The organism is Streptococcus bovismuti (genome assembly GCF_042436615.2).
GTDB lineage: Bacteria > Bacillota > Bacilli > Lactobacillales > Streptococcaceae > Streptococcus.
Window position 1 is genome coordinate 145439 of record NZ_JBHMFR020000003.1, and the last position, 13532, is coordinate 158970.

Sequence of the window (13532 nt, forward strand, 5' to 3'; positions counted from 1 at the left end):
AAGGAGTATTTATGGACATTTCAGAAATTCGTCAGAAAATTGACGCCAATCGTGAAAAATTAGCTTCTTTCAGGGGGTCTCTTTGACCTCGAAGGTTTAGAGGAAGAGATTGCCATCTTGGAAAACAAGATGACAGAACCTGATTTTTGGAACGATAATATCGCGGCCCAAAAAACGTCGCAAGAATTAAATGAATTAAAAAACACCTACAACACTTTCCACAAAATGGAAGAGTTGCAGGATGAAGTCGAAATTTTATTGGACTTTTTAGCTGAAGATGAGTCTGTGCATGAAGAATTGGTTGAACAGTTGTCAGAGCTGGATAAGATGATGACCAGTTACGAAATGACCCTTCTCTTGTCAGAACCTTATGACCATAATAATGCCATCTTGGAAATCCATCCAGGATCCGGTGGTACAGAGGCTCAAGACTGGGGTGATATGTTGCTTCGTATGTACACTCGCTATGGAAATGCTAAAGGCTTTAAAGTAGAAGTCTTGGATTACCAAGCAGGAGATGAAGCTGGTATCAAGTCAGTAACCTTATCATTTGAAGGACCTAATGCCTATGGTCTTCTCAAGTCAGAAATGGGGGTACACCGTTTGGTGCGAATTTCACCATTTGACTCTGCTAAACGTCGCCATACCTCTTTCACATCTGTAGAAGTGATGCCTGAGCTGGATGATACTATTGAAGTGGAAATCCGTGAAGATGATATCAAGATGGATACCTTCCGTTCAGGTGGTGCTGGTGGACAAAACGTCAATAAAGTTTCAACAGGGGTGCGTTTGACACACATTCCTACGGGAACTGTCGTTCAGTCAACGGTCGATCGTACCCAATATGGAAATAGAGATCGAGCTATGAAGATGTTACAGGCCAAGCTCTATCAAATGGAGCAAGAAAAGAAAGCTGCGGAAGTCGATTCCCTCAAGGGTGAGAAAAAGGAAATCACATGGGGAAGTCAAATCCGTTCTTATGTTTTCACGCCTTATACTATGGTAAAAGATCATCGAACTAGCTTTGAAGTTGCGCAGGTAGATAAGGTTATGGATGGAGACCTAGATGGTTTTATCGATGCTTATCTCAAGTGGCGAATCAGCTAAGATAGAAAGGAACTCACATGTCAATCATTGAAATGAGAGATGTTGTCAAAAAGTATGATAACGGAACGACAGCTTTGCGAGGTGTCTCAGTCACTGTTGAACCCGGGGAATTTGCCTATATCGTAGGTCCGTCAGGAGCTGGGAAATCAACCTTTATTCGTTCTTTGTATCGCGAAGTAAAAATCGAAAAAGGAAGCTTATCTGTTGCTGGTTTTAATCTGGTTAAAATTAAGAAGAAAGATGTCCCACTTCTACGTCGTAGTGTCGGGGTAGTCTTTCAGGATTACAAACTCTTGCCAAAGAAAACTGTTTATGAAAATATTGCCTATGCAATGGAAGTAATCGGTGAGAGCCGTCGTAACATCAAAAAACGTGTTATGGAAGTTTTAGACTTGGTTGGATTGAAGCATAAGGTTCGTTCTTTTCCAAATGAACTTTCGGGGGGAGAACAACAGCGTATAGCGATTGCGCGTGCCATTGTAAACAATCCAAAAGTATTGATTGCGGACGAGCCAACAGGAAATTTGGATCCGGATAATTCATGGGAAATTATGAATTTATTGGAACGCATCAATCTCCAAGGTACAACTGTCTTGATGGCTACCCACAATAGTCAGATTGTAAATACCTTGCGCCACCGTGTCATTGCCATTGAAAATGGCCGTGTCGTTCGTGACGAAGCTAAAGGAGAATATGGATACGATGATTAGTAGATTTTTTCGTCATTTATTTGAATCATTAAAAAGTTTGAAACGAAATGGCTGGATGACAGTAGCTGCTGTTAGTTCAGTTATGATTACTTTGACCTTGGTTGCAATATTTGCATCTGTTATCTTTAATACGGCTAAACTAGCTACAGATATCGAAAATAATGTCCGAGTAATGGTATACATTCGTAAGGACGTAGCTGATAATAGTGAGACGATTGAAAAAGAAGGTCAAACTGTTACAAATAACGACTACCATAAGGTATATGATGCTTTGAAAGGTATGTCAACCGTTAAAAGTGTTACGTTTTCAAGTAAAGAAGAACAATATGAAAAGTTGACAGAAACAATGGGGGACAACTGGAAAATTTTTGAAGGCGATGCCAATCCTCTCTATGATGCATATATCGTTGATACAAATACACCCAGTGATGTAAAGACGGTAGCAGAAGAGGCTAAGAAAATTGAAGGTGTATCAGAAGTTCAAGATGGTGGTGCTAATACAGAACGCTTGTTTAAGTTAGCCTCCTTTATTCGTGTCTGGGGACTAGTTATCGCGGGATTATTGATTTTCATTGCGGTGTTCTTGATTTCTAATACTATTCGTATCACCATTATTTCACGAAGCCGTGAAATTCAAATCATGCGTTTAGTAGGTGCTAAGAACGGCTATATCCGTGGACCTTTCTTGCTTGAAGGTGCCTTCATTGGTTTGCTTGGAGCAACTCTTCCGTCAGTTCTGGTATTTATTGTCTATAAAATGGTTTACCAATCGGTTAATAAGTCATTGGTTGGTCAGAACCTTTCAATGATATCACCAGAGGTATTCAGTCCACTTATGATTGCTCTATTATTTGTGATTGGAATTTTTATCGGTTCAATCGGATCAGGAATTTCAATGCGCCGATTCCTGAAAATCTAAAATAAAATAGAATTATATTTGAGGAGATTTTAATATCTCCTTTTTTACTACAAAAATTTTAGAAAAAAGTCTCCTTTTTTTTGTAAAAGCCTTTACAAAAAAAATTAAAGTGGTATAATTAAATCATAAAAGGTGCAAACGTTTTCGTAAAACGTTTGCCTAAATAAAAATAAAGGAGATTTGAATGATGAAAGATACATTCAAAAATGTCTTGTCTTTCGAATTTTGGCAAAAATTCGGTAAGGCTTTGATGGTGGTTATCGCGGTTATGCCGGCTGCTGGTTTGATGATTTCAATCGGTAAGTCTATCGTGATGATTAACCCAACCTTTGCACCACTTGTAATCACTGGTGGAATTCTTGAGCAAATTGGTTGGGGGGTTATCGGTAACCTTCACATTTTGTTTGCCCTAGCCATTGGAGGTAGCTGGGCTAAAGAACGTGCTGGTGGTGCTTTCGCCGCTGGTCTTGCCTTCATCTTGATTAACCGTATTACTGGTACAATCTTTGGTGTATCAGGTGATATGTTGAAAAATCCAGATGCTATGGTAACTACTCTATTCGGTGGTTCAATCAAAGTTGCTGATTACTTTATCAGTGTTCTTGAAGCTCCAGCCTTGAACATGGGTGTATTCGTAGGGATTATCTCAGGTTTTGTAGGGGCAACTGCTTACAACAAATACTACAATTTCCGTAAACTTCCTGATGCACTTTCATTCTTCAACGGGAAACGTTTCGTACCATTTGTAGTTATTCTTCGTTCAGCAATCGCTGCAATTCTACTTGCTGCATTCTGGCCAGTAGTTCAAACAGGTATCAATAGCTTTGGTATCTGGATTGCTAACTCACAAGAAACTGCTCCAATCCTTGCACCATTCTTGTATGGTACTTTGGAACGTTTGCTCTTGCCATTTGGTCTTCACCACATGTTGACAATCCCAATGAACTATACAGCTCTTGGTGGTACTTATGAGATTTTGACAGGTGCAGCTAAAGGTACTCAAGTATTTGGTCAAGACCCACTATGGCTTGCATGGGTAACAGACCTTGTAAACCTTAAAGGTACTGATGCTAGTCAATACCAACACTTGTTAGATACTGTTCACCCAGCTCGTTTCAAAGTTGGACAAATGATCGGTTCATTCGGTATCTTGATGGGTGTGATTGTGGCTATCTACCGTAATGTTGATGCTGATAAGAAACACAAATACAAAGGTATGATGATTGCAACAGCTCTTGCAACATTCTTAACAGGGGTTACTGAACCAATCGAATACATGTTCATGTTTATCGCAACACCTATGTATCTTGTTTACTCACTTGTTCAAGGTGCGGCCTTCGCTATGGCTGACGTAGTAAACCTACGTATGCACTCATTCGGTTCAATCGAGTTCTTGACTCGTACACCTATTGCGATTAGCGCTGGTATCGGTATGGATATCGTTAACTTCATTTGGGTAACTGTTCTCTTTGCTGTAATCATGTACTTTATCGCAAACTTCATGATTCAAAAATTCAATTACGCAACTCCAGGACGTAACGGAAACTACGAAACTGCTGAAGGTTCAGAAGAAGCTAGCAGCGAAGTGAAAGTTGCAGCAGGTTCTCAAGCTGTAAACATTATCAACCTTCTTGGTGGACGTGCAAACATCGTTGATGTTGATGCATGTATGACTCGTCTTCGTGTAACTGTAAAAGACGCTGACAAAGTCGGTGATGCAGAACAATGGAAAGCAGAAGGAGCTATGGGTCTTGTCATGAAAGGACAAGGAGTTCAAGCTATCTACGGTCCAAAAGCAGACGTATTGAAATCTGATATCCAAGATATCCTTGATTCAGGTGAAATCATTCCTGAAACTCTTCCAAGTCAAATGACAGAAGCACAACAAAACACAGTTCACTATAAAGGTCTTACTGAGGAAGTATACTCAGTAGCTGACGGTCAAGTTGTTGCTTTGGAACAAGTAAAAGATCCAGTATTTGCTCAAAAAATGATGGGTGATGGATTTGCTGTAGAACCTGCAAATGGAAACATTGTATCTCCAGTTTCAGGTACTGTATCAAGCATCTTCCCTACAAAACATGCTCTTGGTCTTGTGACTGAAGCAGGTCTTGAAGTACTTGTTCACATTGGTTTGGACACAGTAAGTCTTGAAGGAAAACCATTTACAGTTCATGTAGCAGAAGGACAAAAAGTTGCAGCAGGTGACTTACTTGTCACAGCTGACTTGGATGCTATCCGTGCAGCAGGACGTGAAACTTCAACAGTAGTTGTCTTCACAAATGGTGATGTTATTAAATCAGTTAAATTAGAACAAACAGGTTCTCTTGCAGCTAAAACAGCAGTTGCTAAAGTAGAATTGTAATATACTTGAGGTTGGAAGCTGTTTTCCAACCTCTTGTTTTAGGAGAAAAACATGAAATTTTTAACACTCAATACTCATAGCTGGATGGAAAAAGAAGCTGAGGAAAAATTCCAGCTCTTGCTTGAAGATATTCTTGAAAAAGACTATGATTTGATTTGTTTCCAAGAAATCAATCAGGAGATCACCTCGCCAGAGGTGGAGGTTAATGATCTCTATCAAGCTTTGCCAGCAGCTGAGCCTATTCATCAAGACCACTATGTTAGACTTTTGGTTGAAAAGTTGTCAGAACAAGGGAAAAATTACTACTGGACTTGGGCCTATAATCATATCGGTTATGACCGCTACCATGAAGGTGTGGCTATTTTGTCTAAAACACCTATTAAAGCCAGAGAAATTTTGGTTTCAGATGTGGATGATCCAACAGACTATCATACTCGCCGTGTTGCCCTGGCTGAAACTGTAGTTGATGGTAAGGAGTTAGCAGTTGCTAGTGTCCACCTTTCTTGGTGGGATAAAGGTTTCCAAGAAGAATGGGCACGATTTGAGGCTGTCTTGAAAGAATTGAACAAGCCACTTTTGCTTGCTGGAGATTTCAATAACCCAGCTGGTCAGGAAGGTTACCAAGCAATTTTAGCTAGTCCATTAGGCTTACAAGACGCATTTGAAGTTGCTCAAGAGAGAAGTGGTAGCTATACTGTTCCACCAGAAATTGATGGATGGAAGGGGAACACAGAACCCCTTCGAATCGACTATGTTTTTACTACCAAAGAGTTAGCGGTGGAAAATTTACATGTCGTATTTGATGGTAACAAGAGTCCACAAGTTAGTGATCACTATGGCTTGAATGCTATTTTAAACTGGAAATAATGACTGAAAAGAGGTTGGAATCACGAAATTCCAGCCTTTTTCTGACTAGAGAAGCTACTGGAAAAAGCTTAAATAAGTGAAGCTACTGAAATGGAATAAAATGTGGTATAATTGAACAGATAGATAGAATCGAGGATATTATGTCATTTACGAAATTTCAATTTAAAAAATATATTAAAGAAGCCTTGGAGGAATTAAAATTTACAACTCCAACAGAGGTGCAAGATAAGTTGATTCCGATTGTCTTGGCAGGTCGTGACCTAGTCGGTGAATCGAAAACAGGTTCAGGTAAGACTCATACTTTCTTGTTGCCGATTTTCCAGCAATTAGATGAAGCTAGCGATAGTGTACAAGCAGTGATTACGGCACCGAGCCGTGAGTTGGCTACTCAGATTTACCAAGCAGCTCGTCAGATTGCAGCCCACTCAGAAGTGGAAATTCGTGTGGTTAATTATGTGGGGGGGACAGATAAGGCTCGCCAGATTGAGAAATTAGCAAGCAACCAACCTCATATTGTTATCGGTACGCCAGGCCGTATCTATGACTTGGTTAAATCTGGTGATTTAGCTATTCACAAGGCCAAGACCTTTGTGGTCGATGAGGCAGATATGACCTTGGATATGGGATTCTTAGAAACTGTTGATAAGATTGCTGGAAGCCTTCCAAAAGACCTGCAATTCATGGTCTTCTCAGCGACTATCCCACAAAAGTTGCAACCATTCTTGAAAAAATACTTGTCAAATCCTGTTATGGAGAAAATCAAGACCAAAACGGTCATTTCTGATACCATTGATAATTGGTTGATTTCGACCAAGGGCCGAGATAAGAATGCTCAAATTTACCAGTTGACTCAGTTGATGCAACCGTATTTGGCAATGATTTTTGTCAACACTAAGACACGTGCTGATGAGTTGCATTCATATCTGACTGCTCAAGGCTTGAAGGTGGCAAAAATCCATGGGGATATTGCCCCTCGTGAGCGCAAACGTATCATGAATCAGGTGAAAAATCTGGATTTTGAGTACATTGTCGCAACAGACTTGGCAGCGCGTGGGATTGACATTGAAGGTGTCAGCCATGTCATTAATGATGCCATTCCACAAGATTTATCTTTCTTTGTGCACCGTGTTGGTCGTACTGGACGAAACGGTCTACCAGGTACGGCTATTACCCTCTATCAGCCAAGTGATGACTCGGATATTCGTGAGTTGGAGAAATTGGGAATCAAGTTTACTCCTAAGATGGTCAAAGACGGAGAATTTCAAGATACCTATGACCGTGATCGTCGTGCCAACCGTGAGAAAAAACAAGATAAACTTGATATCGAAATGATTGGTTTGGTTAAAAAGAAAAAGAAAAAAGTCAAACCAGGTTATAAGAAGAAAATTCAATGGGCGGTTGATGAAAAACGCCGCAAGACCAAGCGCGCTGAAAATCGCGCACGTGGTCGTGCAGAGCGTAAAGCAAAACGTCAAACATTTTAATAACAATTGTTGGAGTGCTGAGCTCCAATTTTTTTATTTATGAGAACGAAATATCTACATTGAAACACTACATTAAAGACTGCAAATTACGCTTAAAAATGGTATAATGATAAAGTTATATAGTCCCGATAAGATGGTAGGCATTTATCACTAATAGTTTTCCTATCAGTACTTTGTAACTCGCAAAGAATGACGGCTCTAAAGTAGTCGCTCGTCATTCAACGGTTGCCGCTATAACGCGGTCACCCTATGCGCCTTACTAGCTTCAGAAATAAAAAAGTATCGTTTTTATTTCTTTCGCGTCGTAACTCTTAGAAAATGAAAATACCTATCAGTACTTTGTAACTCTATAACACTATTTTTAAGGGGGGACATTTTTATGTCAGAACGTAAATTATTCACGTCTGAATCTGTATCTGAGGGGCATCCAGATAAGATTGCAGACCAAATTTCAGATGCGATTTTGGATGCTATTTTAGCTAAGGATCCGGAGGCGCACGTTGCTGCTGAGACAGCTGTATATACTGGATCTGTCCACGTTTTTGGTGAAATTTCTACAAATGCCTATGTGGATATTAACCGTGTGGTTCGTGATACCATTGCAGAGATTGGATATACCAATACAGAATACGGTTTTTCTGCTGAGACAGTGGGAGTACACCCATCTTTGGTGGAACAATCTCCTGACATTGCTCAAGGCGTTAACGAAGCCTTGGAGGTTCGTGGAAATGCAGACCAGGATCCACTGGACTTGATTGGTGCTGGAGATCAAGGGCTCATGTTTGGATTTGCAGTGGATGAAACAGAAGAGCTCATGCCATTGCCAATTTCACTCAGCCATAAATTGGTTCGTCGTCTGGCAGAACTTCGTAAGTCTGGTGAAATTAGCTATCTTCGCCCAGATGCTAAATCACAAGTTACAGTTGAATATGATGAAAATGACCGTCCAGTACGTGTGGACACAGTCGTGATTTCAACTCAGCACGATCCAGAAGTCAGCAACGAACAAATTCACAATGATGTCATTAACAAGGTTATCAAAGAGGTTATTCCAGCTTCTTACTTGGATGGGCAAACAAAATTCTTCATCAATCCAACTGGACGTTTTGTAATCGGTGGGCCTCAAGGGGACTCAGGTTTGACTGGTCGTAAGATTATCGTAGATACTTATGGAGGCTACTCTCGTCATGGTGGCGGTGCCTTCTCTGGTAAGGATGCGACTAAGGTGGACCGTTCTGCGTCATATGCGGCTCGTTATATTGCCAAGAATATCGTTGCAGCGGGTCTTGCTAAGAAGGCAGAAGTGCAATTGGCCTATGCCATCGGTGTTGCGCAACCTGTTTCTGTTCGTATCGATACCTTTGGTACAGGAACAGTAGCTGAAAGCAAACTTGAAAAAGCGGCTCGTCAAATCTTTGATCTTCGCCCAGCAGGAATTATCCAAATGCTGGATCTTAAGCGTCCAATTTACCGTCAAACAGCGGCTTATGGTCACATGGGACGTACAGATATTGATCTTCCATGGGAACGTTTGGATAAGGTAGATGCTTTGAAAGAAGCAGTCAAATAAAATCTTAAGAGGGGGACTTCCTCTCTTTTTTAATATACTATTTCCTTTAAAATCATTGAAATTATAGCCTTAATTTGATATGATGGTCTTATGGATAAAAGTAGAGCAAATCGTGTTGAGCATGATAAAAAGAGAATCGGTTTAATAGCCCTAGTTGCTATCTTTTCAGTAAGTATTTGTGTCCTTGGTTCAATGATTGGATACAAAATATATACAAAGCAAAGTTTTGAACAAAGGATTGAATCGCTCAAAAAAGAGAAAGATGATCAATTGAGTGAGGGAAATCAGAAAGATCATTTTCGTAAGGGTCAAGCCGAAGTGATTGCCTATTATCCTCTACAAGGGGAGCAAGTGATTTCATCTGTAGAAGAAATCATGACACAGGATATCAAGGAAAATTTGGAAGACAAGGAAAATCTGGTTTTTTATTATACGGAGAAACAGGATTCGACTTTAAAAGGGATTGTCAACCGAAGTGTGATGAAACAAGTCTATGATTTAACTTCGTCAAAAGTTGAAGAAACTGAAAAAACTAGTCTAGCGAAAGTGCATTTGACAGAAGACGGTAAACCTTTTACCCTTGATCAACTATTTTCAGATGCTAGTAAGGCCAAAGAGAAACTGATAAAAGAACTGACTTCTTTTTTACAGGATAAGAAATTGGAGCAAGAAAAGATTGATCAAGTTGTTAAAGGTTTCTCTGGCCAAGACTTGTCTGCATGGAACTTTGATTATAAGGATAGTCAGATTATCCTTTATCCAAGTCAATCAGTGGAAAATCTAGACGAGATTGCTTTGCCAGTATCTAGTTTCTTTGAGGTCATTCAGTCCTCTTATCTATTAGATAAGGATGCTGAACTTTACAAGGCTTATTATGAAAAGAAAAATCGTAAAGTAGTAGCCTTGACTTTTGATGATGGCCCGAATCCTGCAACGACAAATCAAGCCTTAGATACTCTCTCTAAGTATGGTATTAAGGCAACTTTCTTTGTTTTGGGTAAAAATGTTTCTGGAAATGAAGAGATTTTGAAGCGCATGAAATCAGATGGACATGTCATTGGAAACCATAGTTGGAGCCATCCAGTTCTTTCAAAACTTTCGCTTGATGAAGCCAAAAAACAAATAACTGATACTGAGGATGCGCTAACTAAAGTGTTGGGCTCTAGTTCTAAACTCATGCGTCCACCTTATGGAGCCATTACAGACGACATTCGCAATGGCCTTGATTTGAGCTTTATTATGTGGGATGTGGATAGTCTGGACTGGAAGAACAAAAATGAAGCAGCGATTTTGACAGAAATTCAACGAGAAGTCAAGAATGGTTCTATTATTCTCATGCATGATATCCATGCTGAGACGGTCAATGCTCTACCGAAGGTTATTGACTATTTGAAAGGTCAAGGTTATGACTTTGTGACCATTCCAGATTTGTTAGATACTCGTCTTAAAGCTCACCAGCTCTATTACGACCGCAATCAATAATACACAAAATCTAAAGAGATAAGTTTTCCTTGAAAATTTGGCTCTTTGGATTTTCTTCTAATTTAGAAAGGAAAAAAATGAAATCTTATACTTTAAACAATGGCGTTACAATTCCAGTTCTAGGATTTGGAACCTGGAAAGCTGAGAATGGAGAAATTGCCTACCAAGCAGTTTTGGAGGCTTTAAAGGCAGGCTATCACCATATCGATACGGCTGCCATCTATAAAAACGAAGAAAGCGTTGGTCGTGCTATTCAAGATAGTGGGATTCCTAGGGAGGAAATTTTTGTAACCAGCAAACTCTGGAATACAAACCACACCTATGAGCAAGCTCGTCAGGCTTTTGAAGAGTCTTTAGAGAAGCTGGGTTTGAATTATTTGGATTTGTATTTGATTCATTGGCCAAATCCAAAACCACTCAGAGAAAATAACCACTGGAAAATCCGAAATTCAGAAGTTTGGAGAGCGATGGAGGATCTTTACCTAGAAGGTAAAATCCGTGCTATCGGAGTTAGTAATTTCCTTCCCAAGCATTTGGATGCCTTGCTTGAAACAGCAAAAATTCTTCCAGCGGTCAATCAAGTTCGTTTGGCTCCAGGTGTGTATCAAGAGGAAGTCGTTGATTACTGTCGAGAAAAAGGAATCTTATTGGAAGCTTGGGGACCTTTTGGTCAGGGAGAACTGTTTGATAGCAAGGAAGTCCAAGAAATCGCAGCAAATCACGAAAAATCGGTTGCCCAGATAGCCTTGGCCTGGAGCTTAGCAGAAGGATTTTTACCACTTCCAAAATCTGTCACTGCGTCTCGTATTCAGGCTAATCTTGATTGCTTTGCAATTGAACTGAGTCATGAGGAGCGAGAAACCTTAAAAACGATAGCTGTCCAGTCGGGTGCTCCACGAGTTGATGATATGGATTTCTAGAAAATCATAAAAAGAATTGTACATTCTTCTGATTTTTGATATAATAGTCTGCAGGAAAGAAAGTCTTATGGCGTTCTTCAAGCGAGCTTGGGATAGTGGGAGCCAAGTAGGGCAAAATAAAGTGCTGGCGCTTTCTGTAGTATTTTCAAAAACAATGAAGTAATAAATTAGGGTGGAACCGCGTTTCTGACGCCCCTAGTCGCGAGGCTTGGGTGTTGAAATTCGGTTCTTTTTGAATTTCGTCTAATACCTAAGTGGAAAGGAGTATCATGCTTAAAGGATCTTGTTTATGTAAAGCAGTCACCTACACTTTAGATGAAGAATTGTCGGAAATAGTTTTTTGCCATTGCTCATTCTGTCGGAAAGTAACTGCGTCAGCCTATACAGTTAATGCTAAAGTTAGCAGCAAAAATCTGGTATTGTATGGAAAAGAGAAGTTGGTTACCTTTAGTTCTTCTCCAGGAAAACAGCGTTATTACTGCCAGAACTGTCACAGTCAAATTTTCACTACTCAAGAAAATATACCAGAAGTTTGTGCTTTGAAATTAGGAACAATAGATGAATGCGATCAGAATTTACAAACTGTTCCCAAACGTCATATTTTTCAGGACCCAGCTTTTTCTTGGTTGCTTGATAAATAAATTTAAAAAGATCATATAGATAAAAGGAGAAAACAATGTCTAAAAAATTGACTTTCCACTGCGTCAGTGGCAGAAACCTCCTTATAGTCGGACTGCCCCACGCTCAGTACTAGAGTGCCTGAGCTAGACGCAGTACTAACTCGTCTTACCTCGTATGATCGACGAGGCAGACTCGTGTCGCAAGTAATGTATATAAAAAGGAGTAAACAATGTCTAAGAAATTAACATTTCAAGAAATTATTTTGACTTTGCAACAATTTTGGAATGACCAGGGTTGTATGCTTATGCAGGCTTATGACAACGAAAAAGGTGCGGGAACAATGAGTCCTTACACTTTCCTTCGTGCTATTGGTCCTGAGCCATGGAATGCGGCTTATGTAGAGCCATCACGCCGTCCTGCTGACGGTCGCTACGGGGAAAACCCTAACCGTCTTTACCAACACCACCAATTCCAAGTAGTTATGAAACCTTCTCCATCAAATATTCAAGAGCTTTACCTTGAGTCTTTGGAAAAATTGGGTATCAATCCTTTGGAACACGATATTCGTTTCGTTGAGGATAACTGGGAAAATCCATCAACTGGTTCAGCTGGTCTTGGTTGGGAAGTTTGGCTTGACGGGATGGAAATCACTCAGTTTACTTATTTCCAACAAGTCGGTGGATTGGCGACTGGCCCTGTGACTGCTGAAGTTACTTATGGTTTGGAACGCTTGGCTTCTTATATCCAAGAGGTTGACTCTGTCTATGATATCGAATGGGCTGATGGTGTAAAATACGGAGAAATCTTTATCCAGCCTGAGTACGAGCATTCAAAATATTCATTTGAAATTTCGGATCAAGAAATGTTGCTTGAAAACTTTGATAAGTTTGAAAAAGAAGCTGGTCGTGCCTTGGAAGAAGGCTTGGTTCACCCTGCCTATGATTATGTTCTCAAATGTTCACACACCTTTAACCTCCTTGACGCGCGTGGTGCCGTTTCTGTAACCGAACGCGCGGGCTATATCGCTCGTATCCGTAACTTGGCTCGTATCGTAGCCAAAACCTTTGTCGCAGAACGCAAACGCCTAGGCTACCCACTTTTGGATGAAGAAACAAGAGCTAAACTCTTAGCAGAAGACGCAGAATAGTGGGTAATACTGTGCTCTAAAATCGTTAGAGGCAAGTCGAAGACTTGCTAGAGGGATATGCACCGCTGTACTGTTATGTGGGTATTTTTGAAACCTTATACTCTTCGAAAATCAAATTCAAACCACGTCAGCTTAACCTTGCCGTACTCAAGTACAGCCTACGGCTAGCTTCCTAGTTTGCTCTTTGATTTTCATTGAGTATTAGGTTCAAAAATCAGTCAGCTAAATCCACTTTGATGAGACTGTTGGAAATCTTGATCAATTTTGCATTAGATTTCCCTACAGATTCACAAAGTTAGTTATCGACGTCCCCAGTACCTAAGGTGCATATCAAAAAAGA

11 protein-coding genes are annotated in these 13532 nt (G+C 40.1%); all 11 read left to right on the forward strand.

All coding sequences use genetic code 11. The annotated features are described in order from the left end of the window. Nucleotides 1-11 precede the first annotated feature (11 nt). The 11 genes from prfB (at nucleotide 12) to glyQ (ending at nucleotide 13192) form a co-directional block, all read left to right on the forward strand. A protein-coding gene (gene prfB / locus ACERDH_RS05170) for a peptide chain release factor 2 (RefSeq protein WP_100198837.1) occupies nucleotides 12-1107 on the forward strand; the annotation gives its coding sequence in 2 pieces (ribosomal slippage) (nucleotides 12-83 and nucleotides 85-1107; 1095 coding nt in all). A 17-nt stretch (nucleotides 1108-1124) separates the two neighbouring features. Beyond that, nucleotides 1125-1817 carry a cell division ATP-binding protein FtsE gene (gene ftsE / locus ACERDH_RS05175; protein WP_033685219.1) on the forward strand — a complete coding sequence of 231 codons (693 nt, stop codon included), beginning with the start codon at nucleotides 1125-1127 and terminating at the stop codon, nucleotides 1815-1817. Next, nucleotides 1810-2736, forward strand: a complete 927-nt coding sequence (gene ftsX / locus ACERDH_RS05180; RefSeq protein WP_000625545.1) for a permease-like cell division protein FtsX — start codon at nucleotides 1810-1812, stop codon at nucleotides 2734-2736. Before ftsE ends, ftsX begins: the two co-directional genes overlap by 8 nt. A gap of 184 nt (nucleotides 2737-2920) precedes the next feature. Next, nucleotides 2921-5101, forward strand: a complete 2181-nt coding sequence (locus ACERDH_RS05185; RefSeq protein ID WP_203180481.1) for a PTS transporter subunit IIBC — start codon at nucleotides 2921-2923, stop codon at nucleotides 5099-5101. Nucleotides 5102-5152: 51 nt separating this feature from the next. Further along, nucleotides 5153-5968 carry an endonuclease/exonuclease/phosphatase family protein gene (locus tag ACERDH_RS05190; protein WP_261082872.1) on the forward strand — a complete coding sequence of 272 codons (816 nt, stop codon included), beginning with the start codon at nucleotides 5153-5155 and terminating at the stop codon, nucleotides 5966-5968. Between the two features lie 140 nt (nucleotides 5969-6108). Then, a complete protein-coding gene (locus ACERDH_RS05195) occupies nucleotides 6109-7452 on the forward strand; it encodes a DEAD/DEAH box helicase (RefSeq protein ID WP_261150334.1) in 1344 nt (447 codons plus the stop codon). A gap of 379 nt (nucleotides 7453-7831) precedes the next feature. Beyond that, nucleotides 7832-9022: a methionine adenosyltransferase gene (gene metK, locus ACERDH_RS05200; RefSeq protein WP_203180479.1), complete on the forward strand. Its 1191-nt coding sequence runs from the start codon at nucleotides 7832-7834 to the stop codon at nucleotides 9020-9022. Nucleotides 9023-9112: 90 nt separating this feature from the next. Continuing rightward, nucleotides 9113-10504: a peptidoglycan-N-acetylglucosamine deacetylase PgdA gene (gene pgdA / locus ACERDH_RS05205; protein WP_386684038.1), complete on the forward strand. Its 1392-nt coding sequence runs from the start codon at nucleotides 9113-9115 to the stop codon at nucleotides 10502-10504. 77 nt (nucleotides 10505-10581) lie between these two features. Further along, on the forward strand, nucleotides 10582-11424 hold the full coding sequence (locus ACERDH_RS05210; RefSeq protein WP_203212806.1) for an aldo/keto reductase: 843 nt from the start codon (nucleotides 10582-10584) through the stop codon (nucleotides 11422-11424). A 269-nt stretch (nucleotides 11425-11693) separates the two neighbouring features. Continuing rightward, the gene (locus ACERDH_RS05215) at nucleotides 11694-12065 is read left to right on the forward strand and encodes a GFA family protein (RefSeq protein WP_386684042.1); all 372 of its coding nucleotides are present in this window, start codon (nucleotides 11694-11696) and stop codon (nucleotides 12063-12065) included. Nucleotides 12066-12274: 209 nt separating this feature from the next. Then, entirely contained in the window at nucleotides 12275-13192 is a 918-nt protein-coding gene (gene glyQ / locus ACERDH_RS05220; protein ID WP_247932424.1) for a glycine--tRNA ligase subunit alpha, read from the forward strand. The last annotated feature ends 340 nt before the right edge of the window (nucleotides 13193-13532 follow it).